Origin of the sequence: Bradyrhizobium sp. SZCCHNRI2009 (assembly GCF_032485115.1) — a bacterium.
Lineage (GTDB): Bacteria > Pseudomonadota > Alphaproteobacteria > Rhizobiales > Xanthobacteraceae > Bradyrhizobium.
The window spans coordinates 244,555-268,699 of sequence record NZ_JAUEUH010000002.1; the positions used below are offsets into that span (position 1 = coordinate 244,555).

26 protein-coding genes and 1 pseudogene are annotated in these 24,145 nt (G+C 65.6%); 10 read left to right on the forward strand and 17 right to left on the reverse strand.

Annotated elements, in window-relative coordinates:
- Nucleotides 1–191: 191 nt before the first annotated feature.
- The 4 genes from QX041_RS08705 (at nt 192) to QX041_RS08720 (ending at nt 4,443) form a co-directional block, all read left to right on the forward strand.
- On the forward strand, nt 192–638 hold the full coding sequence (locus tag QX041_RS08705) for a VOC family protein (protein ID WP_315827817.1): 447 nt from the start codon (nt 192–194) through the stop codon (nt 636–638).
- 132 nt (nt 639–770) lie between these two features.
- Nucleotides 771–1,901, forward strand: coding sequence for an Mrp/NBP35 family ATP-binding protein (locus tag QX041_RS08710; RefSeq protein ID WP_316164999.1), 1,131 nt, complete (start codon nt 771–773; stop codon nt 1,899–1,901).
- Between the two features lie 180 nt (nt 1,902–2,081).
- The gene (locus QX041_RS08715; RefSeq protein WP_316165001.1) at nt 2,082–3,176 is read left to right on the forward strand and encodes a TRAP transporter substrate-binding protein; all 1,095 of its coding nucleotides are present in this window, start codon (nt 2,082–2,084) and stop codon (nt 3,174–3,176) included.
- A 178-nt stretch (nt 3,177–3,354) separates the two neighbouring features.
- Nucleotides 3,355–4,443, forward strand: coding sequence for a TRAP transporter substrate-binding protein (locus QX041_RS08720; RefSeq protein WP_315752568.1), 1,089 nt, complete (start codon nt 3,355–3,357; stop codon nt 4,441–4,443).
- 98 nt (nt 4,444–4,541) lie between these two features.
- Here QX041_RS08720 and QX041_RS08725 read toward each other — a convergent pair whose 3' ends face one another.
- From QX041_RS08725 to QX041_RS08780, 12 genes are all read right to left on the reverse strand, one after another.
- Complete coding sequence (locus QX041_RS08725) at nt 4,542–6,218, reverse strand: TRAP transporter large permease subunit (RefSeq protein WP_315752569.1); 1,677 nt, start codon at nt 6,216–6,218, stop codon at nt 4,542–4,544.
- Between the two features lie 23 nt (nt 6,219–6,241).
- Nucleotides 6,242–6,823 (reverse strand): TRAP transporter small permease subunit, encoded by a 582-nt coding sequence (locus QX041_RS08730; RefSeq protein ID WP_315752570.1) that lies wholly within the window; start codon nt 6,821–6,823, stop codon nt 6,242–6,244.
- A 317-nt stretch (nt 6,824–7,140) separates the two neighbouring features.
- On the reverse strand, nt 7,141–8,031 hold the full coding sequence (locus QX041_RS08735; protein WP_315752571.1) for a cation diffusion facilitator family transporter: 891 nt from the start codon (nt 8,029–8,031) through the stop codon (nt 7,141–7,143).
- 237 nt (nt 8,032–8,268) lie between these two features.
- Entirely contained in the window at nt 8,269–8,541 is a 273-nt protein-coding gene (locus QX041_RS08740) for a hypothetical protein (RefSeq protein ID WP_316165003.1), read from the reverse strand.
- Between the two features lie 292 nt (nt 8,542–8,833).
- Nucleotides 8,834–11,095 carry a DUF2235 domain-containing protein gene (locus QX041_RS08745; RefSeq protein WP_316165005.1) on the reverse strand — a complete coding sequence of 754 codons (2,262 nt, stop codon included), beginning with the start codon at nt 11,093–11,095 and terminating at the stop codon, nt 8,834–8,836.
- A 219-nt stretch (nt 11,096–11,314) separates the two neighbouring features.
- The gene (locus tag QX041_RS08750) at nt 11,315–11,701 is read right to left on the reverse strand and encodes a nuclear transport factor 2 family protein (RefSeq protein ID WP_316165007.1); all 387 of its coding nucleotides are present in this window, start codon (nt 11,699–11,701) and stop codon (nt 11,315–11,317) included.
- 227 nt (nt 11,702–11,928) lie between these two features.
- Nucleotides 11,929–12,606 (reverse strand): spermidine synthase, encoded by a 678-nt coding sequence (locus tag QX041_RS08755; protein WP_316165009.1) that lies wholly within the window; start codon nt 12,604–12,606, stop codon nt 11,929–11,931.
- Nucleotides 12,607–12,743: 137 nt separating this feature from the next.
- Nucleotides 12,744–13,565, reverse strand: coding sequence for a DUF2182 domain-containing protein (locus QX041_RS08760; RefSeq protein WP_316165011.1), 822 nt, complete (start codon nt 13,563–13,565; stop codon nt 12,744–12,746).
- Between the two features lie 36 nt (nt 13,566–13,601).
- Nucleotides 13,602–14,234, reverse strand: a complete 633-nt coding sequence (locus QX041_RS08765; RefSeq protein WP_316165013.1) for a DUF1326 domain-containing protein — start codon at nt 14,232–14,234, stop codon at nt 13,602–13,604.
- 232 nt (nt 14,235–14,466) lie between these two features.
- On the reverse strand, nt 14,467–15,498 hold the full coding sequence (moaA, locus tag QX041_RS08770; protein WP_316165015.1) for a GTP 3',8-cyclase MoaA: 1,032 nt from the start codon (nt 15,496–15,498) through the stop codon (nt 14,467–14,469).
- 185 nt (nt 15,499–15,683) lie between these two features.
- Nucleotides 15,684–16,067, reverse strand: a complete 384-nt coding sequence (locus QX041_RS08775; protein ID WP_316165017.1) for a hypothetical protein — start codon at nt 16,065–16,067, stop codon at nt 15,684–15,686.
- Nucleotides 16,068–16,333: 266 nt separating this feature from the next.
- Nucleotides 16,334–17,020 carry an HAD family hydrolase gene (locus QX041_RS08780; RefSeq protein WP_316165019.1) on the reverse strand — a complete coding sequence of 229 codons (687 nt, stop codon included), beginning with the start codon at nt 17,018–17,020 and terminating at the stop codon, nt 16,334–16,336.
- A gap of 173 nt (nt 17,021–17,193) precedes the next feature.
- Here QX041_RS08780 and rpiA point away from each other — a divergent pair, with 173 nt between their 5' ends.
- The 4 genes from rpiA to QX041_RS08800 all read left to right on the forward strand — a co-directional run bounded on the left by rpiA (nt 17,194) and on the right by QX041_RS08800 (nt 20,778).
- Nucleotides 17,194–17,886 (forward strand): ribose-5-phosphate isomerase RpiA, encoded by a 693-nt coding sequence (gene rpiA, locus QX041_RS08785; RefSeq protein ID WP_315752604.1) that lies wholly within the window; start codon nt 17,194–17,196, stop codon nt 17,884–17,886.
- Between the two features lie 48 nt (nt 17,887–17,934).
- Nucleotides 17,935–18,456, forward strand: a complete 522-nt coding sequence (locus QX041_RS08790; RefSeq protein ID WP_315717652.1) for a DUF2059 domain-containing protein — start codon at nt 17,935–17,937, stop codon at nt 18,454–18,456.
- Nucleotides 18,457–18,489: 33 nt separating this feature from the next.
- Entirely contained in the window at nt 18,490–19,875 is a 1,386-nt protein-coding gene (gorA, locus tag QX041_RS08795; protein ID WP_315752577.1) for a glutathione-disulfide reductase, read from the forward strand.
- A gap of 144 nt (nt 19,876–20,019) precedes the next feature.
- Entirely contained in the window at nt 20,020–20,778 is a 759-nt protein-coding gene (locus QX041_RS08800; RefSeq protein ID WP_316165021.1) for a DUF4336 domain-containing protein, read from the forward strand.
- 199 nt (nt 20,779–20,977) lie between these two features.
- On the opposite strand, the gene QX041_RS08805 is transcribed toward QX041_RS08800, so the two are convergent.
- The 5 genes and pseudogenes from QX041_RS08805 to QX041_RS08825 form a co-directional block, all read right to left on the reverse strand.
- Nucleotides 20,978–21,613 carry a LysE family translocator gene (locus QX041_RS08805; protein WP_315739638.1) on the reverse strand — a complete coding sequence of 212 codons (636 nt, stop codon included), beginning with the start codon at nt 21,611–21,613 and terminating at the stop codon, nt 20,978–20,980.
- A gap of 173 nt (nt 21,614–21,786) precedes the next feature.
- Complete coding sequence (locus QX041_RS08810; RefSeq protein WP_315717656.1) at nt 21,787–22,008, reverse strand: hypothetical protein; 222 nt, start codon at nt 22,006–22,008, stop codon at nt 21,787–21,789.
- 36 nt (nt 22,009–22,044) lie between these two features.
- Nucleotides 22,045–22,455: an SRPBCC domain-containing protein gene (locus QX041_RS08815; RefSeq protein ID WP_315717657.1), complete on the reverse strand. Its 411-nt coding sequence runs from the start codon at nt 22,453–22,455 to the stop codon at nt 22,045–22,047.
- Complete coding sequence (locus tag QX041_RS08820) at nt 22,452–22,775, reverse strand: metalloregulator ArsR/SmtB family transcription factor (protein WP_315717658.1); 324 nt, start codon at nt 22,773–22,775, stop codon at nt 22,452–22,454. Before QX041_RS08820 ends, QX041_RS08815 begins: the two co-directional genes overlap by 4 nt.
- A 134-nt stretch (nt 22,776–22,909) precedes the next feature.
- Nucleotides 22,910–23,023 (reverse strand): annotated as a pseudogene (locus QX041_RS08825) (LysR family transcriptional regulator); the annotation flags it as partial.
- A 119-nt stretch (nt 23,024–23,142) separates the two neighbouring features.
- On the opposite strand from QX041_RS08825, the gene QX041_RS08830 reads away from it, so the two are divergent.
- Together QX041_RS08830 and QX041_RS08835 are read left to right on the forward strand one after the other, a co-directional pair.
- Entirely contained in the window at nt 23,143–23,325 is a 183-nt protein-coding gene (locus tag QX041_RS08830) for a hypothetical protein (protein WP_316165022.1), read from the forward strand.
- A 38-nt stretch (nt 23,326–23,363) separates the two neighbouring features.
- Nucleotides 23,364–24,092: a sulfite exporter TauE/SafE family protein gene (locus tag QX041_RS08835; protein ID WP_315752581.1), complete on the forward strand. Its 729-nt coding sequence runs from the start codon at nt 23,364–23,366 to the stop codon at nt 24,090–24,092.
- Nucleotides 24,093–24,145: the final 53 nt, after the last annotated feature.

Genomic DNA, 24,145 nt, shown 5'->3' on the forward strand with positions numbered 1-24,145 from the left:
TCAGCATCCGGCGCGGGTCGCGGCGGTGCTGGACGCCGCACCATAACGGCTTGAGAGGCGGGGGCAACGGCTTCGTGACGGATGCGAAAGCGGCGCCGCGTGCTAAAGAGGCATCATCATGACGGCTTGCAAAGCCGTCATCGCGCAACGAAATCCAGTCAACCAACGAACCAGCCAGGGGAGTGTCTCGCATGGGCGTCAGCGTCGGCGTGCTCGATCATTTCAACATCCGGACCCGCAACCTCGCCGAGACGGTCCGCTTCTATGAAGACGTGCTCGGGCTGGAGAACGGCGCCCGGCCGAACTTCGCCTTTCCTGGCGCCTGGATGTACAGCGAGGGCCGCCCGGTGGTGCACCTCGTCGACATCTCGCCGACCTCAGAGGCACAGAAGCCGGACTCCGGCGTCGTCCACCACGTCGCCTTCGTCAGCCGCGGCTTCGCCGGCATGAAGGCGCGGCTCGCCGCCAAGGGCATGCCGTTCGAGGCGCGGCAGGTGCCGGGCGGGGAGCTGTGGCAGATCTTCGTGCGCGACCCCAACGGCGTGATGATCGAGCTCAATTACGAGGCAGCGAAGGAGCGGGCCGAGGATGCGCCGGTCGAGACCGCCTCCGACATCGGAACCATGGTGGCGTTTTGAGCCGGTCGGCCTTATGAAGCAGCGCAACGCAGGGCCGGAGCGGTACCGTCGCAGACGACGGAAGATCATGTCCGGCCAACGGGATAGGGCGCGACGATGTGGCGCGTTCTGAACTTCTTCAGGAGACGCGCCGTGAGCGTGACGCAGCAGCAGGTTATCGAGGCACTCAAGCGGGTCCGCTCGCCACGTGGCGTGGCGCTGCCGGACGCCGGCGTGCTGTCGCCGATCACGGCCAATGACGGCAAGGTGTTCTTCTCGATCAATGTCGAGGCCAGCGAGGCCCGCGCCTGGGAAGACACCCGCGCGAAAGCCGAAGCCGCCGTGCGCGCCATACCCGGCGTGACCATGGCGATGATCGCGCTGACCGCGGAGCGCAAGGCGGGCGCTGCCGCCCCGCCGCCGCGACAGGGCGGCGTGCAGCCGGTCGCGGCGCATCGTCCGCATCAGCACCAGCATCCGGCGGACTCGCCGATGTCCCGGCAGGCCGCGATCCCGGGTATCGCGGCCGTCATCGCGGTGGCCTCGGGCAAGGGCGGTGTCGGCAAGTCGACCACCGCGATCAATCTCGCGCTGGGCTTGCGCGATCTCGGCCTCAAGGTCGGGCTGCTCGACGCCGACATCTACGGCCCGTCGGTGCCGCGGCTGACCGGGCTGCAGGAAAAGCCCAAGCTCACCGACGACAAGAAGATGATTCCGCTGTCGCGGTTCGGCCTGTCGATCATGTCCATCGGCTTTCTCGTCGACGAGGACAGCCCGATGATCTGGCGCGGCCCGATGGTGATGTCGGCGATCAACCAGATGCTGCGCGACGTCGCGTGGGGCACGCTCGACGTGCTCGTCGTCGACATGCCGCCGGGCACCGGCGACGCCCAGCTGACCCTGGCGCAGAACGTGCCGCTGAAGGGCGCCGTGATCGTGTCGACGCCGCAGGACCTGTCGCTGATCGACGCCCGCCGCGGGCTTGCGATGTTCCGCAAGGTCAACGTGCCCGTGCTCGGCATCATCGAGAACATGAGCTACTTCCAGTGCCCGGAATGCGGCACCCGGTCCGACATCTTCGGCCATGGCGGCGCGCGCCACGAGGCCGAGCGGCTCGGCGTGCCGTTCCTTGGTGAAATCCCGCTGCACATGGACATCCGCTCGACGTCGGACGCCGGCAACCCGGTGGTCGAGAGCGAGCCGAAGGGTCCGCATGCCGCGATCTACCGGGCCATCGCCGCGTCGGTGCGGGATCAGCTCAAGGACGCGATCGCCGCTGCTTGATGCACTGCAGCGAAGCGTGTGCGACTATTGGACCGTTTGTCATTCCAACGTCGCGTTTTCGCTTAACCGGTTCCGTGCTAAAGCCCGGCCCGGATCGCCTTCGACCGTGTGCGGCCAATCGCATCGGCGGATAAATGCTTTTTCAACGGGAAAACGCCCCCAACAAGGAGATGCCTTAATATGAAGCGTCGTGATTTTCTGAAGGTCTCGGCCGCCGGTGCCGCCGCGTCGGCAGCGGTGGCCTCGCCTGCGATCGCGCAGTCGATGCCCGAGATCAAATGGCGGTTGACCTCCAGCTTCCCGAAGTCGCTCGACACGATCTATGGCGGCGCCGAATATATGGCGAAGCAGGTTGCCGAGATGACCGACAACAAGTTCCAGATCCAGGTCTTCCAGGCTGGTGAGCTGGTGCCGGGCCTGCAGGCGCTCGACGCGACCTCCAAGAACACCGTCGAGATGTGCCATACGGTGTCGTATTATTACGTCGGCAAGGACCCGACCTTCGCGATCTTCGCCTCGGTGCCGTTCGGCCTGAACGCCCGGCAGCAGAACTCCTGGCTATATCAGGGCGGCGGCAACGAGCTCGCCAACGAGTTCTTCAAGAAGGCCGCCAACGTCATTGGCTTCCCCTGCGGCAACACCGGCACCCAGATGGGCGGCTGGTTCCGCAAGGAGATCAAGACCGTCGCCGACCTTTCGGGCTTGAAGTTCCGCATCGGTGGCATCGCCGGCCAGGTGCTGCAGAAGCTCGGCGTCGTGCCGCAGCAGCTCGCGGGCGGCGACATCTACCCGTCGCTCGAGAAGGGCACCATCGACGCCGCCGAGTGGGTCGGTCCGTATGACGACGAGAAGCTCGGCTTCCAGAAGGTGGCGAAGTACTACTACTACCCGGGCTTCTGGGAGGGCGGTCCGACCGTCCACGCCTTCGCCAATCTCGACAAGTGGAACGAGCTGCCGAAGCACTATCAGTCGATCCTCGCCAACGCGACGGTCAATGCCAACACCTGGATGGCCGCGCGCTACGACCAGGTGAACCCGGCGGCGCTGAAGCGCCTGGTCGCCGGCGGCACGCAGCTGCGGCCGTTCACCAACGAGGTGCTCGAGGCCTGCCTCAAGGCGACCAACGAGCTGTGGGGCGAGATCTCGGCCAAGAACGCCGACTTCAAGAAGGTCATCGACGCGATGCAGGCCTACCGCTCGGATGAATATCTGTGGTGGCAGGTTGCCGAGTATACCTACGACAGCTTCATGATCCGCTCGCGTACCCGCGGCTGATCGCAAACTTCAGATCGGCGGATCGACATCAGCCCGGCCTCGCGAGAGGCCGGGCTTTTGCGTTGCGACAACGTTTCGCAATGGCACTCCGACGCGCTTTGATCCACACTGGAACTGAAGCCTCACAAAGAAGGCTGCTCAGGAAACGAACACAATGACCCCAAGGGAGGGAAGAACTATGAAGCGGAGAGACTTCATCAAGGTGACCGGGCTTGGCGCCGCTGGCGCGGCCGCGATCGCAGCGCCGGCCATCGCACAATCGATGCCGGAGCTGAAATGGCGCATGCCGACGAGCTGGCCGAAATCGCTCGACACCTTGTATGGCGGCGCCGAGATCATGGCCAAGGTGGTCGGTGAGGCCACCGACAACAAATTCCAGATCCAGCCCTTCGCCGCCGGCGAAATCGTGCCCGGCCTGCAGGTCCTCGACGCCGTGCAGAACGGCACCGTCGAAATCGGCCACACTGCGTCGTACTACTATTTCGGCAAGGACCCGACGTTCACCTTCGGCTCGTCGGTCCCGTTCGGGCCGAACATGCGCATCAACCAGGCCTGGTACATGCTCGGCGGAGGACGTGAGATCCTCAACGAGTTCTACGCGAAGTACAATGTCGTCTCGCTGCTTGCCGGCAACACCGGTTGCCAGATGGGCGGCTGGTTCCGCAAGGAGCTCACCGGCGTCAACGATCTCAAGGGGCTGAAATTCCGCGTCGGTGGCTTTGCCGGCCGCGTGCTGCAGAAGCTCGGCGCGGTGCCGCAGCAGATCGCCGGCGGCGACATCTATCCGGCGTTGGAGAAGGGCACGATCGATGCGGCCGAGTGGGTCGGACCCTACGACGACGAGAAGCTCGGCTTCGTCAAGGTCGCGCCCCACTACTACTATCCGGGCTGGTGGGAGGGCGGACCGATACTGCTTTCCTTCGTCAACCAGGATCGTTGGAATGCGCTGCCCAAGAACTATCAGAAGATCCTCGAGCATGCCGGCCATTATGCCAACAACTGGATGATGGCGAAGTACGACCAGAGCAATCCGGCGGCGCTGCGCCGGCTGCTCGCCGCCGGTGCCAAGCTGCATGCGTTCTCGCCGGAGATCATGCAGGCCTGCCTGAAGGCTGCCCGCGAGCTGCACAACGAGGTCGCGGCCACCAACCCCGACTTCAAGAAGACCTATGAGTCGCTGTCGGCCTTCGCCGGCAATGGCTACTCCTGGTTCCAGGTCGCCGAGATCGGCTACGACGCCTTCATGGCGCGCAATCCGCTGAGCTGAGACCGGCGCCGTATCGCGTCAGGAGCCAGCGACAAAACAAAACCCCGGCGCGTTGCGCCGGGGTTTTTCGTGGGCGGAGCGATTGCGCGTCGCGGCCATCACTGCTTCGGCGGTCCGACATCGATCTGAGGCGGGCCGAAATCGAGCGGCGGCGCGTCGATCTGCGGGATCTCGATCTTGATCGAGTTCGGATCAACGGTGGAGAGCGAGCCCTTGTAGTGCATGACCATCGAGGGGAACAGGATCACCAGCATCACCATGATCAACTGGATCACCACGAACGGCACCGCGCCCCAGTAGATCTGTCCCGTGGTCACCGGCTCCATCCTCTTGCCGGTGACACGGTCGAGATAGGACTCCTTCGGTGCCACTGATCGCAAATAGAACAAGGCAAAGCCGAACGGCGGATGCATGAACGAGGTCTGCATGTTGACGCCGAGGATGACGCCGAACCAGATCAGGTCGATGCCGAGCTTTTCGGCCGCGGGTCCGAGCAGCGGGATGATGATGAAGGCGAGCTCGAAGAAGTCGAGGAAGAACGCCAGCACGAACACGAAGGCGTTGACGAAGATCAGGAAGCCGACCTGACCGCCGGGCAGCGAAGTCAGCAGGTGCTCGACCCAGACATGGCCGTTGACGCCGTAGAAGGTCAGCGAGAACACGCGCGCGCCGACCAGGATGAAGACCACGAAGGCCGACAGCTTGGCAGTGGATTCCACCGCCTGGCGGACCAGGTCGAAGCTGAGCCGCCGCTTGATCGCACCAAGGATGATCGCGCCGGCGGCGCCCATCGCGCCGCCTTCCGTCGGCGTCGCGAGCCCGATGAAGATCGTGCCGAGCACCAGGAAGATCAGGAACAGCGGCGGCACCATCACGAAGGTGGTCTGCTGCGCCATGCGGGACAGGAAGCGGTATCCGGTGGTGCGCTCCAGCACCCAGTTCACGACGGCGACGGCGAAGGCGAACACGATGCCGTAGAACATGCTCAGCACGACGAAGTCGGCGCCGTGATATTCCGAGCCGCGCATCATGAACCAGCCGAACACACAGCTCGCCAGAAACAGCACGCCCAGCGATTTCAGGCCGCGGTCGCCTGAGTCCTCCCGAAAGCCGATCGCATCGGCCGGCAGGCCGGGGGCCGATTTCGGGAAGATCATGCTGGTGAGGAAGGCATAGGCTGCATAGATCGCCGACAGCACGAGGCCAGGGATGAAGGCGCCTTCGTACATGTCGCCGACGGACTTGCCGAGCTGGTCGGCCATGACGATCAGGACCAGCGACGGCGGGATGATCTGCGCGAGCGTGCCGGAGGCGGCGATGATGCCCGAGGCAAGCCGGCGGTCGTAGCCGTAGCGCAGCATGATCGGCAGCGAGATCAGGCCCATCGAGATCACCGAGGCGGCGACCACGCCGGTGGTGGCCGCGAGCAGCGCGCCGACGAACACGACCGCATAAGCGAGGCCGCCGCGGATGGTGCCGAACAGCTGTCCGATGGTGTCGAGCAGATCCTCGGCCATGCCGGATCGTTCCAGCACCAGGCCCATGAAGGTGAAGAACGGAATCGCCAGCAGCGTGTCGTTGTTCATCACGCCGTAGACACGTTCCGGTAGCGCCTGCAGGAAGTCCGGCCGGAATTCGCCGAGCCCGATGCCGACGAGGGCGTAAAACAGGCCGACGGCGCCGAGCGAGAACGCTGCCGGATAGCCGAGCAGCAGCATCACGACCAGCGACCCGAACATGATCGGCGCCATATTGGCGATCAGAAACGCTTCCATTGGATGATCCCCCAGCCCGCCGCTTACTTCTTCTCGATCGCTTCGACGAGGTGCTCGACCTCGGCCTCGATGCCGTGGGGCTTCGAAGCGTGGGGATCCGGGATCAGCCCGCGCATGACCGCGATGCGCTTGATCAGCTCGGACACGCCCTGCGCCAGCAGGAAGGCGAAGCCGAGCATGATGAGGGACTTCGCCGGCCATTGCGGCAGGCCGCCAGCGTTGCTCGATTGCTCGTTGATCTCGATGGAGCGCAGAAAGAAGGGCACGCTGGTGATGATCATCACGATGCAGAGCGGGATGAGGAAGAGCACGTGACCGACGACGTCGATGGTGTCACGCAGCCATTTGGGCATCATGGCGTTGACGATGTCGATGCGGATGTGCTCGTTGTCGAGCAGGGTCCAGGGGGAGCACAGCAGGAAGACGGCTGAGAACAGCACCCATTGCAGCTCAAGCCAGGAATTCGACGAGGTGTCGAGCGTCTTGCGGACGATGGCGTTGATCGTCGAGATGATGACAGCGAGCAGGATCAGCCACGCCAGCCGCTTGCCGGTCCAGGTCGTGAACGCATCGATCCCACGGCTCAATTTCAGCAACGCTTGCAACGCAATCCTCCCCCAAATGTCTTGCGACGTCCCATGGCCCGTTCTGGCTGCGCAGCACATGGCGCAACGGCCTATCCGGCCCGGCAGGCTCAAAAACGGGGGCACCATTTCAGCGCCTCGTGTTGCCGTCAATCGGAAAAATGGGCAAAAATGAGCGTTGCCGCAACATGTTGCAGCAGTGGCGACGCCGCGCCACAGCTGTCGCAGGTCGCCGGGGCCTGGCGATCGCCGGCCGGCGAATGAAGGTCAACGGGCCGAGCGTGAGGGCGGGGGACTCTCGGGTGCGGCCGACGGACCACGTCCGGTGCGCAGCGGTCTTACAGCACCACCACGCCGGAATGCTTGGCCTTGTTTTCGGGTTCGACGTGGATGGTGATCCAGCTGTGCTCGTCGTCCTCGCGCAAGGCTGCCTCGATCCGGTCGCAGATTTCGTGCGCCTGGTTGACCGACATCTCGCCAGGCACCACGAGGTGGAACTCGATGAAGGTCAGCTTGCCGGCATGGCGGGTCCGGACATCATGCGCCTCCAGCGCGCCGCCGGCATGCTGACTGATGATCAGGCGAATGCGCGCCAGCGTGGCGTCCGGGACCGCTTCATCCATCAGCCCGCTGGTGGATTCCTTAAGCACCTGCCATCCCGACCACAGGATGTTCACGGCGACCAGCACGGCCAGTGCCGGATCGAGGATCGGCAGCTGCAACATCACCGCGAGGCCGAGGCCGACCACGACGCCGCCCGAGGACACGACGTCCGTCAGCAGGTGCCGGCCGTCTGCCACCAGCGCCGGCGACCGCAACCGCTTGCCCCGCGTGATCAACAGCCAGCACCAGACCGCATTGATCGCGCTCGCCAGCGCATTCACCGCGAGCCCCTCGACGGGTGCGGAAAACGCCCGCGGATCGAAGAAATTCCCGTAGGCCTCGTGGATGATGAGCAGCGCCGCCACGACGATCATGACGCCCTCGATCACTGCGCTGAAATACTCGACCTTGTGGTGACCGAACGGATGGTTGGCATCCGCGGGCTTGGCGGCGATGCGCACCGCGACGAGCGCGACCACGGCGGTGACGACGTTGACGATGCTCTCGACGGCATCGGAGTAGAGCGCGACCGAGCCGGTGATCCAATAGGCGAGATACTTCAGGCCGAGCACGATCGTTCCGACCACGAGGCTGCCGATGGCGAGCTTGAGCGATTGCGAGGCCATGATGTCCTGATCCGATCCCGCGCTGGGGTACCCAACGCTGCGGCGGAACGCAACCAGGGTGGACGCGGTTCGGTGTCGGGAAGGGACTGATAACCCCGGTTTTCTGTGGCCGCCACGACTGCGTCTATCGGCGGCGTGGCCCCGATCGAAAACTGATCTGTGGACAACAGAAAGTCGCGCCCACGGACATGGGCGCGACCGTGTCGCGGCAAGCGCCGATCGCAATGACGCCGCCGACTACTTCTCTTTGATGACCGTGGTGGTGCTGGTCGAGCTGCCGACCGTGCCTTCGTCCTCACAGACCTTGGTCTGGCGGATGCGGTCCTCGGCTTCCACGCGGCTGGTGAACGCCATCGGTCCGATTTGCGTGACGACCTCGCGGTCGGCGGGGCGCGTGGTGGTGATGGTGCAGCGATGGCTCGGTCCCTGCACGATGTAGTATTCGTCAGCGAGCACTGGCGCGACCGATCCGATGATCACTGCGCCGGCAAGAAGAAGGGTTGCTTTCATCGTCGCCTCTCTTTTCAAGAACAGCCAAAAGGGGAGCGGGATTGATGAGGAGTTTTCTGCCTCGTCGTTCGATGCTCCGTGTTTGCAACTCGGCCGGATGGTCGCAGTTCCGGCGGTTCAAGCGGAGCCTGTATTGACGCGGTGCGGTGTCGGCGGCGATGGACGCGAGATCTCGTCAGGGCGCAGCGACACGCGCGCGGTGGCGCGCTTGCCACTGCCCCAAGCGGTCGCGCCGCGGTTGGCAGGCGAACCGTCGATCATGACCTCGTCTCCGCCTGGTGGCGTCGGCGGTTCAGAGCAGCCTGACGGTCACCTTCGCCTTGCCGGCGTTGTTCGGATAGAATGCATCGTACACCCAGGGCAGCCCGATCACCGCGTCATTGACATAGAGGAACAGCTCACCGCCGCGCTCGGCCTTGAAGCGCGCTTTGTAGGCTTGAGGTGTCGTGTTGGGGGCGGGAACGGGGTCGAGGAAATATTCGTCGACGCCGGTCTCGCCGACCCTGGCGATCAGCCGATACCAGGGACGGAAGAGAACGCGGCGCAGCAGGATGCCTGCGCGGAACGTCCAGCGGGCGTAGCCCCGGACCGTCGAGGTGCGATAGCCGGCGGGGGTGACCGGACGCCCGGCATCCTCCCACGGGTCGGTCATGGTGACGACGATCTCGTAGGAGAAGCCGGGACGGACGCTCAACCCGGTGGGAGCGCAAACCGCATCGGTCGAGAAATCCCTGGCATCCTGCGGAATGCCCTTGTCGACCGCGACGAGCTCGCGGGCAGGGGTGCCATGGCAAAAGGCGCCCATCGAATCCGCGGCGTTGAACAGGAAATGGCTGATCAGCGTGGCTGCGAGCCAGACGGTGCCGATAGCGAGCAAGAACGGGCCGACATGCCGCTTGCCGTTCCTGATGGCAAACTGATAGGCGCGATTGGTCCGGAGCGCGTAGATGGCCCGATGCAGCGGGCCGGACGGCATCGGGGGCGATGCCCGTTCGCGCCAGATCACGCGCATCCGGTCGCCGATGCGGTCGCTGAGGAATGTCCCGAGCGCGGTCAGCATGACAAGGATGATGATCCCGCCGGCGAACCATTCGGGGTTGGCGGCGTACCAGTCCGTCCACCAGTGCAGCGATGTCGGCAGGAACGATTCGATCAGCCTGACTGCTTCGGAGACCATCCTGATGCGCGAGTCGTATTCGTGCGTGCGATCGAGGTCGTGGAACAGCCAGAAGGCCGCGAGGTGCAGCGAGGCCGCCAGGGTTGCGAAATAGGCGAGGCGCCTGAACCACACCAGATTCCACAGCTTCTCCTGGGCCGCGAACCGGGCGGCCGCGCCGGCCGGCGTTTCGAACGTGGTCGGCCCGAGCGGCGTCAGCGTGCCGTCGTAGTGGACGATCATGTAGTTGTCGGGCAGCCCGATGGGCGCATAGGCATTGCAGCCGCTGTCGATGCGGTCGAAGACGCTTTCGTGAATCTTCGGCATCGACACCTGGACGCCCGCCGCCGGGTCGTTGCAGAGCTCCGACACCTTGCGCGGGCCGTATCGATAATAGGACCCGAGCCCGGAGCGCGAGTTGTAGAGGCGTCCGTCCTTGTCCTGCGATGTGACGATCGACTTGATCGCATCCGGATCGGCCTCGGGCTCGGTCTTGAAGATCAAGCCCCGTTTGACGGCCTCGCCGACGAGCCAGGTCAGGGGGACGTAGGAGACGGAATCGTCCGGATAGCCGCCGCCGACATTGGCGTGCATGCCGACGAACCAGACCTGCACCAGCCTCTCGTCATCGATCGTCCTGGCATCCTGCGGCTTGGTCTCGCCCGCCTCGGTCCAGAGCACCGGGTGGAAGGTCGTCCTCTCGTCGTCGAGCGCGAGCGCGTGGCGCGCGTATGTCACCCGCGGACTGAGCACGCGATTGGGAAGCTCGAGCGGCCACACCCAGTTGGAGATGCCCCGCGTCATCTCGTCGATCGGTAGCCCATAGGCTGCGACGGTGTCCCACAGCCCGATGAACTCGATCGCCGGGAGGCTTTTTCGCTCGATGAGGTCGAGAGATTTACGGCCCATGATGCGGTCGATCACCGGCACCAGCACATGATCGCGAATCCAGCGGAGCGGCACTTCGATCCGCCAGATCGAATGGTACCCCTTGGCGCGATAGGCGCGATAGGCCTTCACGGCGCCGTCGTGCAGCTCAGCCTCGGTGTCGGCAACGATCAGCCCCTGATCGAGCATCAGCGCGGCGAGCACCCGCACGGTGAACGCGCCGCGGCTGAAGCCGAACAGATAGATCTTCGAGCCGTTCGCGTGGTCGTAGTTGCGGCAGACGAACTTATAGGCATCCAGGATGTTGCGCTTGAGGCCGAAGCCGAACGCGCCGCCGAGCAGGGCGAGCGGAACGAACGACGATGTGCCGACGCCGTCGTCATACTTGGCCGCCTGGGCGTTGCCCTGCAGGTCGAGCGCCTGGAACATGCGCCAGACGTTGGTTCGCCACACGCTCGAGGCGGCGTTGCCGGTCCCGTCGGACAGGATGATGATCTTGGGACTCGCCATGCAAAGGACCCCGCTCGACATTGAGAGCCGAGGAGCGGAAGGGTAAACTGAAGGAGAGAGAAATCAACCTGAGATGGTGTGAGGCTTTCGGCGGCGTGGCCGGATGATGCGGAGGGCGCCGCTGCAGCGACGCGGCGACTCGAGGACGAGAAATGCACTGTCCTGCTACCGAAATGCCGCCGTCACCGAAATGCGGTTGCCGTGGCCGTTCGTCGCCCTTCAGGCCGAGTTGATGCGCTCGACGAGATGCGCGCGCGAGGGCGCTGGGTCGAAGCGATCGCCGAAATATTGGGTCTCGTGCGCTACTCCGCCGTCCCGGAATTCCATGACGCTCACCACGTAAGACGGCACGCCATCATAGGTCAGGACCAGTTCGGTCACCCACAGATCGCCGCTCCCGATGATTCGGCGCACTGCGAAGCGCTTCCTGCTGGGCTGCACGAAGCGGCTCTCCTGAATGTTGCGCCGGCCCTGGATGCGTTCGCCCGATTGCGGATAATCCAGCACGGCATCGTCGCGATAGATGTCGTGCTCGGCTTCGAAATCATTCACGTCCGATGCATCCCAATGGTGCTGCAAGGCAGCGCGCTTCGCTCTGTCATCCATGGCAATTCTCCCATTCAGGGGCGCGCCCTCATTGCATAGCGTGCCCCTGGCCACTACGGTCTACAAGCCGGAGAATGGAGCATCCCTCGTCGCCGCCGACGCATCATAGGACGATGTCCGACGCGTCACTACGCTGATCCAAACGGGCGTGGAGAATATCAGCGCTGGTAGTACTGCCGGTGGAGAAAGTTCTCAGGACAGAGAACTCCGCGCGCGACGAGGCGCAATCACGCCGGCCGCGTCGCGATCCAGATCACGTGACGGGCGCCGCCGCCGCGGCCGGTGGCGCGGATGTTGATCTCCTCGGCGGCGAAGCCTGCCTTGCGCAGGCGCGGGGCAAAGCGATCGTCGGGGTGGGACGACCATACCGCCAGCACGCCGCCGGGGCGCAGGGCGGTGAAGGCGGTGCGCAAACCCGAGGGGTCATACAGCGCGTCGTTGGATTGCCGCGTCAGCCCCTGCGGGCCGTTGTCGACGTCGAGCAGGATCGCATCATAGGTGCCGCGCGCCGCGGCGATCAGCTTCACGACGTCGCCCTCGCGGATGTCGACGCGCGGATCGGCAAGGCTGGCGCCGGACAATTCGGCCATCGGCCCGCGCGCCCAGGCGATCACCGCCGGCACCAGCTCGGCGACGGTGATACGGGCCTGCGGACCAAGCACCTTCAGCGCCGCCCGCAAGGTGAAGCCCATGCCGAGGCCGCCGATCAGCAGCCTCGGAGCCGGCTCGGCCTTGATGCGGGCGCAGCTCAGGGTCGCCAGCGCCTCCTCGGATCCGTGCAGCCGGCTGTTCATCAGCTCGTTCGAACCGAGCTTGATCGAAAACTCCTTGCCGCGCTGCATCAGCCGCAGCGGTTCACCGCCGCCGGGCACGTCTGCGGTGTCGATCAGCTTCCAGGGAATCACGGGCGTCTCGCGTCAGTTCGGTTGCGGCATTCCACGCGACGGAGTCGCCACGCTGGAGCCTGCTTACCATGTTGCCCGCATCCCATGCCAAGGGGCAGCCGCCACTCTCGCGACGACCTGCATCGCGTCGTTGCGCGTCATTGCGGTAGGGACACCAGCATCCAGGCGCCCGCGGCACTGCAAGCAATGCCGGCCGCGCGCGCGACCCATCGTCCGACCGGAGTCAGTTTCTCAAACAGCACGAGCAGGGTCAGAATGGCAATCCACATCACGCTCATCACCCCGCCGACGAACAGCAGCGCCATCAGAGCCCAGCAGCAGCCCACGCAATAGCCGCCGTGTCGAAGCCCCAGCAGCACGCAGCCCTGCAGGTCGCCGCGAAAGCCGCCGTGACGCATCAGGAACAGAAGCGGCGACTGGCATTGGGCAAGGCAGGCGCTCTTCAGCGGCGTCCACTGATAGATGCCTGCCGCGATCAGCACGATGGCGCCGAGCAGATGGTTGTCGATCGCCATCCGCGAATCCAGCAGCGCAGTCCGCTCCACACCCCATTGCAGGCCGGTCGCCACGAGCGAAAAGCCGCTCCAGGCGAGCAGATAGCCGGCCGCAAACCAGCCGGTCGCAGCGAACGGCTGGCCCTGCGCTCGGCCCTGCCGACCCACGCGGGCGTACATCAGGATCATGGGCGCGGCCGAAGGCGCCATCATCCCGACCATCATCACCGCCCACATCAGGAACACATAGGCGAACTCGATCGCGCGCCACGGCTCGCCGGCCGGCAACATGATTCCGATGCCGGCCGGGATCATGCGGAAGCCGGTCATGTCCATGCCGCCCATGTTCATGTCGTTGGCAAGCCAGAGAACATAGGCCCACGACAGGGCGACCATGATCGCGATCGCGCCGCCGACGATCCAGCGATCGCGCCGCAGCACGGCTTCCAGGGCGCTGCCGGTCATCTGCAAGGCGGGTTGCCGGCCTTGCGCCACGTGGAATTAGGCCTGGTTGGACCAACTGATCGACGCGTACAGGCCGTTCTTGCCGGAATTGTCCCAACGCATGCCGTGATCGTTGTAGGTGTTGCCCGCCGCGCCGACGGCGAGCGCCATCCTGTCCGGGCTGACGGGATGGCCGATGTTTACCCACATCTCTCCGCTCGGGTGCATGGTCGGCAGCGGCTCGACGGACATGTGCAGAATGTCGGTGATGTCGGCGGATCGCGTCTTGCCGTCGATCCGGAAGTTGATGGCGACCTTGCGCACGCCGAGATTGGTGCTGATCAGCGGCGTGAACGCAGCCATCGGGCCGCCGGCAGCCCCGGTGAAGATCGCGGCCATCGCCTCAGTCTGCGGATCGTCGGCGCGCTGATCGACATAGGCGGCGATCGACCAGTCTCCATCCGCCATCACGCCGGGCGCATGCAGCATCACCGCCGCGTTGAGGCCATCGAGCGCGACATCGCCATAGCGGCCGGTTTCGATGTGGAACAGCAATGGTACGTTGCAGAACCCCTCGGTCGGTTGCGCGGTCAGGGGAGGGGCGGCCGACATGAGGCACGGACACAGCAGGCTACAGCTGCAATTCTCGAAATAGTCACCGGACAGGTGCCATGCGACTGGGTCTGCCATCGCTGTCTCCCGCTAGGCCGAACCGACAAATTGCTTTCGAATGCGCGATCTGCAGCTGAAAGCTATGCCGCATGGGGACGTGCCGCAAGCCGATAAATGATCAGTCTCCGCGTCGTGACTGCGCCTCGGGCCGATCCGCTCATACGGTATGCGTGATCGTCGGCTGAATGGCCGGCCAACAGGCCGGCTCCGATTGCGATTGATCGCAGGGCCCGATGGTTATGGACTCCGACTACCCGCCCGTCACGCTCATGTGCCGGCTGACGCTCGGACGGTTGTGGCGGCGGTCGATGATGAAGTCGTGGCCCTTCGGCTTGAGGCCGATGGCGCGGTCGATCGCGGCGCTGAGATCCTCGTCGCTGGCCGAGGCACGCAGCGGCTTGCGCAGGTCGGAGGCGTCCTCGTGGCCGAGGCAGGTGTGCAGGGTGCCGGTGCAGGTGACGCGGACGCGATTGCAGCTCTCGCAGAAATTATGCGTCATCGGCGTGATGAAGCCGATCGTGCCGCCGGTCTCGGCGACGCGGACGTAGCGGGCCGGGCCGCCGGTGGTCTCGTCGAGGTCGGTCATGGTGTAGGTCTGCGCCAGACGCGCGCGCAGCAGCGACAACGGCAGATACTGGTCGATGCGGCCCTCGCCGATCTCGCCCATCGGCATCACCTCGATCAAGGTCAACGCCATGCCCTTGCCGTGCGCCCAGTCGATCAGCGAGGGGATCTCGTCCTCGTTCATGTTCTTCAGCGCGACGGCGTTGATCTTCACGGCGAGACCTGCGGCGCGCGCCGCCTCGATGCCGGCCAGCACGCGCTCGAGATCGCCCCAGCGGGTGATGGCGCGGAACTTGTCCGGGTCGAGCGTGTCGAGCGAGACGTTGATGCGACGGACGCCGCAATCGGCGAGCTCGGCGGCATATTTGGCGAGCTGCGTCGCGTTGGTCGTCATCGTCAGCTCGTTGAGCGCGCCGCTCTTCAGATGTCGCGACAGCGAGCGGACCAGGCCCATCACGTTGCGCCGGACCAGCGGCTCACCGCCGGTGAGCCTGAGCTTCTTGACGCCCTTGTGGATGAACGCCGAGCACAGCCGGTCGAGCTCTTCGAGCGTCAGCAGGTCGGCCTTCGGCAGGAAGGTCATGTCCTCGGACATGCAGTAGAAGCAGCGCAAGTCGCAGCGGTCGGTCACCGAGACGCGCAGATAGCTGATGCGGCGACCGAACGGGTCGGTCATCGGGCGCGTCAGGGCGGTGTCACTCAACGTCTCTGCGGTCATGGAAAGCCTTGGCTGGTGGCGGCCCAGGTGGCGGCGATGCCACGCGGCGGCCGCGCAAGCGCGGCCGGATGTCGGTCTCACGACAATCTAATCATGATCGCCGCGCCCCACAATCATCGACGTGGATCCGTCGATGCTGCAATGCAGCTTCGCCTTGGCAAGCGGACGCGCGGGACGACGGTCCGCTATTGGCGTCCCGGCGCGGGGGCGGGGAAGGCGGACCCGGTGGCCGCCGGTGCAGCGGCGGACTTCTGCGGCTTCGGCTTCTTCGGCCGCATGCGCTTGACGGCCTTCGGCGGCGCGCCGGGCATCGGCTGCAGCTCGGCGACGACCGGGCTCGGGTCCATCACCACCGGCGGCGAGGTGTTGAAATCGCCGGAGTTGCGGATCACCTGCACCGGGATGGTCGCGGGCTGGTACTTGTCCATCGTGAAGGTGACGCTGAAGCCCGCATCGGGCGCCGGCACCGAGACGGTGCACGGCGTCTTGCAGCCCGGTCCGAGCGAGGTCTTGGCGTCGGCGCCCGGCGGCACGGAGTCGAGCTGCACCGGAACCTCGGGCGCTGCCATCTTGAAGCTGTCCATGGAGAAGGACGAGCAACCGGCCAAGCCGGCTCCCGCAACCGCAATTGCGATGACACGCCGCATCATGATGTCCGCCCCACAACCCTGCGGCCATCGGCCGCAATCCCAGGGCGACCATAGGAGCGTCAGAACAGCGGCGCAACTGCGGTCAACCCTATTCTCAACAGAACGTTAACGCACCGCAAGGTGCGGATTCAGGTCGACAGGGCAGTGGGTTAGGGTGCGATGCGGCAGTGGAATCGCAAGTTGACTCACGCGATCCTGAGCGATGGGCTGAGGGCCGCGACGGCGGCCGGCAGCTCGCGCATGTGGTCGATCAGGTGGTCCGGATTGAGCTCCGCGATCGGTACGTCGGTATAGCCGAAGGTGCAGCCGATCACCGGCACGCCGGCGCGGCGGGCGGCGCCGACGTCGGTGCCGGCATCGCCGACCATGATCGCGGCCCCGACCTCGCCGCCGGCCTGCGCGATGGTCTGGCGCAGGATCGCCGGATCCGGCTTGGCGACCCCGAACGTGTCGGCACCGCAGATCGCGGCGAAGCGGGAGGACAGGCCGAGCTGGTCGAGCAGCCGCCTCGACAGCCATTCCAGCTTGTTGGTGCACACCGCGAACTGGCAGCCGCGGCCGGCGAGCTCGTCGAGCGCCGCCTCCAGCCCCTCGAAGGGGCGCGATTCGATGGCGATGTTCTCAGCGTAGAAATCGATGAAATCGGTGGTGAGGCGGCCGACGTCATCGGTGCTGGCGAAGCGACCCTCTGCCTCCAGACCGCGCTCGATCAGCTTGCGGGCGCCGTGGCCGATCATCTTGCGGGCCGAGGCCAGCGGCACCGGCCGCAGACCCTCGCGCTGCAGGACATGGTTGAGTGCGCTGATGAGATCCGGCGCCGTGTCGACCAGGGTGCCGTCGAGATCGAAGACGATGGTGCTGGAGATGGGCATCGGTATCCGCTAGCGGCCGGCTTACGTCCTTGCAAGAGGCCCGCAATGGCTTTTTGTCCGATTTCGTGGCCGGCGAGAGCTAGGCCCCGCGTCAAAACATCGCTAGATATGCGCCGGCTTTCGGCCCCCGCCCGTGGGGGCCCTGGGTGCGAAGGGCGGGTTCCTTGGTCGACATGGATGCATTGAAGCGGCAGGCGGCGGCGCGTGCGCTGGAGGAGGTCGAGAGCGGCATGAAGCTCGGTCTCGGCACCGGATCGACTGCCAAGCATTTCGTCGATCTGCTCGGAGAAAAGGTGCGCGCCGGCCTCAAGATCGTGGGCGTGCCGACCTCGGAGGCGACAAGGGCGCAGGCGCAAGCGTGCGGCGTGCCGCTGACCACGCTCGATGAGATCGACCGGCTCGACATCACCATCGACGGCGCCGACGAGATCAATCCGGCGCTCGACCTGATCAAGGGCGGCGGCGGCGCGCTGCTGCGCGAGAAGATCGTCGCCAGCGCCTCGGATCGCATGATCGTGATCGCCGACGACAGCAAATGGGTGGCGCAGCTCGGCCGCTATCCGCTGCCGGTCGAGGTGGTTCCGTTCGGCCTCGCCGCGACCCAGCGCGAGATGAGTGACGCCTTCGCCACGGCCGGCGTGTCCGGGCCCATGAGCCTGCGCAAGTCCGCAGACGGCCACGTTTTCGTCACCGATGGCGGCCACTGGATTATCGACGTCCGCCTTGGGGAGATCATGGATCCCCCGCGCCTGGCGGGTCTTTTGAGCGCAATTCCGGGCGTGGTCGAGCATGGGCTGTTCATCGGCCTCGGCAGCACGGCGATCCTGGCAGGCGCACAGGGAATTCGCGTTATCCAGCGGCCCTGAGCGCGGCACGAGGCTGCGCTCATGGCGGCAACTCACAGGAGACTTGGAATGAAGAGCGTGTTCAGAATCTTGCCGGCCGCCGGAATCGTGCTGGCCTTGGCCTCGGCAAGCCCGGTTGCGGCGCAGGGCCAGGCGCCTGCGCTGAAGCCGGCCTCGCCCGCCTGCATGGCCGGCGCGCGCGAGATTCTGGGGATGAAGAACGCGGCTGCGATGTACGCCAATGCCGTCCCCGGCATCGTGCAGCAGACCAAGCAGGCGCTGCTGCAGTCCAATCTCAACTACCAGAAGGACCTCGACGAGGTCGCCGTGGTGGTCGCGCAGACCTACGCCGGCAAGGAGAAGGAGATCGGCGAGAAGATGGCGCAGATCTACTGCAACGAGTTCTCCGACCAGGAGATCGCCAACCTCGTCGCCTTCTACAAGTCTGCCATCGGCCAGAAGCTGCTTGCGGCCGAGCCGAAGGCGATCCAGATGAGCATGCAGGCGATGAACCTGTGGGCGGCGGAGTTTTCCGACACCGTCACCGCGCAGTTCCGCGCCGAGATGCGCAAACGCAACAAGCCGATCTGAGGCTTGCGGCCGAAAGGCCAGGTCGGGGGAGAGATGGCTGAATTCGACGTCGACCTGTTCGTGATCGGTGGCGGCTCGGGCGGCGTGCGCGCCGCCCGCATCGCCAGCGGCTATGGCGCCCGCGTGATGGTCGCCGAGGAATACCGCATGGGCGGCACCTGCGTGATCCGCGGCTGTGTCCCTAAGAAGCTGTTCGTGATCGGCTCGCATGTCCGCCAGGAGATCGCCGATGCCGCCGGCTTCGGCTGGACCATCCCGACCGCGACCTTCGACTGGCCGACGCTGATCAGGAACAAGGACAAGGAGATCGCCCGGCTCGAGGCGGCCTACACCAGCAACGTCGAGAAGTCTGGCGCCAGGATCGTCAAGACCCGCGCGGTGCTCGAGGACGCCCACACCGTGCGGCTGATGACCGGCGAGACCGTCCGCGCCAAATACATTCTCATCGCGACCGGCGGCGCGCCCAACCACGGCACGCCGATTCCCGGCATCGAGCACGTCATCTCCTCCAACGAGGCGTTTCATCTCGACGAGCTGCCGCGCCGCATCGTGATCCAGGGCGGCGGCTACATCGCGCTCGAATTCGCCTGCATCTTCGCCAATTTCGGCTCCGACGTGACCGTCGTCTATCGCGGCGACAACATCCTGCGCGGTTTCGACGAGGACGTCCGCAAACATGTCCGCTCCGAGATGGAGAAGGAAGGCATCACCATCCTGACCGGCTGCACGGTCACCAGCGTCGACAGGCACGGCCAGGACTACACCACGCATCTGTCGAACGGCTCCAGCATCGCCTCCGACAAGGTGATGTTCGCGATCGGCCGCCATCCGGCGGTGGCCAATCTCGGCCTCGAGAAGGCCGGGGTCGCAATCAATCCAAGGAACGGCGGCATCGCGGTGGACGCGTTCTCGCAGAGCTCGGTGCCGAGCATCTACGCGATCGGCGACGTCACCCATCGCTTCAACCTGACGCCGGTCGCGATCCGCGAGGGCCACGCTTTTGCCGACACCGTGTTCGGCGGCAAGACCGTGCGCGTCGACCACGCGGACATTCCGACGGCCGTGTTCTGCCAGCCTGAAGTGGGCACGGTCGGTCTCACCGAGACGCAGGCGCGCGAGCTGTACGACCGCGTCGACATCTACAAGACGAATTTCCGCCCGATCAAGGCAACGATGTCCGGCCGCGACACCCGGGTGCTGATGAAGCTCGTCGTCGATGGCGCCAGCGATCGCGTGCTCGGCTGCCACATCGTTGGCGACATGGCCGCCGAAATCACCCAGGCCGTGGCGATCGCCATCAAGATGAAGGCGACCAAGGCCGATTTCGACGCCACCATCGCGCTGCATCCCTCCGCCGCCGAGGAGCTGGTGACGATGCGCACGGTGACCGAGCGCCACGTGCGGCAGGCGGCGGAGTAGGGCGCCAACTGCTTTTGGGGCTCGTGCGCGGCCGGCGTCCGTAGCGACTGCGTGGGCCGGTGCTCACGGTCAGACGACGGTCCACACCGTGGCCGATCGGGCGTGCTGTCGTTGGAACCGTTCAGCGGTTGGAGAGCGACCAGCATGTCCCAAGATGATTGCCTTGCGACCTATCCGCCGCTCAACACCCTGAAGCCCGTTGCCGAGAACGTCTGGATCGTCGACGGGCCCGTGATCCGCTTCGGCATTCCCGGGCTGAAATTTCCGTTTCCCACCCGCATGACCGTGGTGCGCTGCGCCTCCGGCGATCTGTTCATCCACTCGCCCACGCCGTTGACGCCGGCGCTGCGGGCCGAGATCGACCGGGAAGGCCGGGCGCGCCACATCATCGGTCCGAATCGCATCCACTATTGGTGGATCCCCGACTGGCAGGCGGCCTTTCCCGACGCGGCGATCTATCTTGCGCCGGGCATTCGCGCGCAGGCGAAGGGCCGCATCGAATTCCAGGGCAGGCCACTGGATCGCAGCGGTGGCTATCCCTGGGATGATGAGATCGCGACCTTGCCCGTCCTCGGCAGCTATATGACGGAGGTCGTGTTCTTCCATCGCCCTTCGCGCACGCTGATCCTGACCGATCTGATGGAGAATTTCGAGCCGGCCAAGATCGGTGCCGGCTTGGCGCGCTACCTGAGTTGGATCGGGGGCGTCGGTCCGCCGCATGGCGGCCTGCCGCGCGAACTCCGGCTGACATTTACCTGGCGGCACCGACGCGAGTTGCGGGCGGCCGTGGAGACCATGCTTGGGTGGCACCCCGAGCGGATCGTGATCGCCCATGGCGCCTGGCACCGGACTGACGGCACCGAGATCCTGCGCGAGGCATTCTGCTGGTTGCTGCGGCCTTGAACCGCCGGCTGGGCTTCACGAGACCGGCCTTCGTGATGCCGTGCTTTTCTCTTCCCGCGACGGACGTATAAGCTCGTGCGATTGAGGTTGGCGCCAGGCATCCCTCGGCCGCGGAGGGGCTGGTGACGATGCGCACGGTGACCGAGCGCCACGTGCGGCAGGCGGCGGAGTAGGTGGACGACCGCGACGCGCGGCCGGGTCAGGGGCCGGCTCGCCGGTAAAGCGCAAGGGCGCCGGCAAGGCTCAGCAGCGCGCCGCCGCAGATGCGATCGAGCCAGAGGGCACCGGAGCGCTTGAGGAAACGCATCGCTTGCGAGCCCGCGCTCGCGTAGGCGAGCATGATCAGGACATCGAGCATCGCGAAGGTGAGGGCCAGCGTGAGATATTGCGGCAGCTGCGGCGCGGACGGCACCACGAACTGCGGCAGGAATGCCGAGAAGAACAGATAGCCCTTTGGATTGGTGATCGCGACGAGGAAGCTTTTCAGAAACAGCGCGTGCGGCTGTCGTGACCCGTCCTTGCCGTCTGCGGACGCCGCAAGGTCGATCGACCCGCTGGACCGCAGCAGCATCAGCCCGAGATAGGCGAGGTAGGCCACGCCGATCCACTTCACGACCGAGAACCAGAATTCTGAAGCGGCCAGCAGCGCGCCCAGACCGACCGCGACGGCGCCGATGAGGATGAAGTCCGAAGCCACCGCGCCGGCGATGCCGGCCCAGGCGCGGCGTACACCGACACGCGAGCCGTTGGTGAGGGCCAGCAGCACCGTCGGACCGGGGGTCGCGATCCCGATGAAGGCGACGATGGCGAAGCTGAAGAGCGTAAGAGCGTTCACGTCAGAATAGCCTCGTTGGCGGAAGACGCGCCAGTAGGGCGCGGTTCGGCCGCGAACGCAAGACGGTCCTTGGAGGCGGCCAGCGATCGTCTTCGCTGACGCACGCTCGACCTGCCGGATCGCCAAGAGGCTTGACTCCCTCCCGGAAAACGCCGCTGGGCGCGATTGCCCGTTCAGCGCTCCACCCGCGAGGCGGTCAACTTCGTCGCGACGTAGGGCAGCGCGAACAGATACAGCCCCGTGCCGAGCAGCACGATGAGCGGAATCAGCGCCAGCAGGCCGACCCACAGCGGGGCTTGCGTCTGCGTCATCGCGGCGATGTTGATGATGACGGCGACCGTGAAGGCGATCGATACCCAGCGATGGACCTGCCGGACGGTGTTGTTCCAGTTCAAGTGCTTCTCCCCTGATGACGTCGTGATGCGCACGCCTCAGCCGAGGCGCGCGACGCTCTGTTCGAGCGCATCGAAGAATTTCGGCCAGCCGTAGCGTGCGCCCTGATAGGCGCGGGTCTGGTCGGCTGCGAAGCCGGTCTGCTCCATGCGCAGGTGCGTGCCCAAGGCGGTCGGCGTCAGCGTCCAGGTCACGACGCTGTCGAGGCCGGCCGCCGCCCAGGTGTAGGACAACGTCTTGTGCGGCTCGATGGTCACGACCTGGCAGTCGACGACGCCCCAGTCGGCCTTCAGCTTGAAGCGATGATCGACCGACGGCGCAAAGTCGTTGGTCATCAGCCACTCCGCGATCAGATGCGGCTGCGTCAGCGCGCGCCAGAGTTTTTCGGGCGGATGCGCGAATTCGCGCTCGACGACGACGGTGCGGGTTTCTGGCGCGGGTGAGCTCATTGATCCATCCTGTTGAGCAGAGTGTCGAGCTGGTCGAACCGGCTCTCCCAGAACGCAGCCATCCGGCTCGTCCAGTCGAGCAGCGGCGCCAGCGCCTTGGGTTGCGCGCGGTAATGCGTCTGGCGGCCTTCGTGACGCTCCCGCACCAGGCCCGCCTGCTTGAGCAGGCCGAGATGCTTCGACACCGCCGGCTGCGATACGCCGGCCTTGGCCGTCAGCGCCCCGACGGTCTGCTCGCCATGCCGGCACAGGCCTTCGAAGATGGCGCGCCGCGTCGGGTCGGCAAGCGTTCGGAACAGCATGTCGGGAGAGCGCGGCATTCGATCCATAACTCATTGGTTATGGATTGACGCATAACCGGTTGGTTATGGATTAGTCAAGCGGAATCCTTCGCCGGTCAGGCGCGATGGCGTAGCGCCTCGCACAGAACCGCGAAGGCGGGTGTGGTCTGCCCGACGAGCTCGCTTTCGATCTTCTCGGACCGCGGCCCGATCCGGTGCAGCAGACGCTCGCCGGCCTCGGTGGGAGCGACCGATCGCGTCGTGCGCGACAGCAGCCGCACGGCGAGCAAACAAGACTCCGCCGCCGAACACGCCTTCGTGACGAGCTCCGGGATCACGGCACAAGGGACGGCCAGGGGACGTCGCGGTGCTACCAGCCTGACAGCAGTAGCTGGAGGTGACGGAGATGCAGGCCAACGAGACCCCGCCGCGGCGCAAGCTGTCGATCACGCCGCAGGCGGCGCTGGCGGCGAGCGTCCTCGCCATCTTTCTGCTCCTGCACGTTGTCGCCGGTGCGATCCTGCGAGGTGCTGCCATGCGGGACGGCACGCAGGCGCAGCCGGTTTCGACGCTCCCATCCCACGATTGAAGCTCGCTCATTTCAACCCTCATCAGCCGGAGATATTCATGCCCGGGCTCGCCTCTTTCTTGTTGCTCAGCGCCGCCGTGTTCTCTGGCGCCTTCGTTTCCGGATTGGCCGGATTTGCCTTCTCGGCCGTGGCCGGCGCGATCCTGCTGCATGGTCTGCAACCGCTGGAGGCGGTGCCGCTGATGATGGCGTGCAGCGTCGGCGTGCAGGCGACGAATCTGTGGGCGTTGCGCAACAGCATCCGGTGGAAGGACAGCCTGGTCCTGATCCTGGGCGGGCTGCTCGGCGTGCCCTTGGCGCTCTGGCTGCTGCACAACGCGGACGCCCGGCTGTTTCAGCAGGTGTTCGGAGCGACGATTGCGATCTACGCCGCCACCATGCTGTTCAAGCCCGGCCTCGGCAGCGTTCGACGCATGAGCAGACATCGCACGGCGATCGTCGGATTCGGCGGCGGTCTGATCGGTGGCCTGACCGCGATGCCCGGAGCACTGCCGACCATCTGGTGCGAGATGCACGGCCTGCCGAAAACCGACCAGCGCGGCCTAGTGCAGCCCTTCATTGCCGTGATGCAGATCGCCTCGCTGGGGATGATGCTGGCCCGGCAGGACCTGTCGTCGAGGGTGATCGTCGATCTCGCGCTGAGCATTCCGGCTCTGCTCGCCGGCACGGCGCTCGGCATCTTCGCCTTCCGCAGGGTCAACGACACCTTGTTCAGGAGGCTCATCCTGAGCATTCTGCTGCTGTCCGGTGTGCTGCTTGTTGTCTGACCCCCGGCCGGCTCAATCGCGCCGGCGCCGACACGCCCTGCGATGAGGGCCGG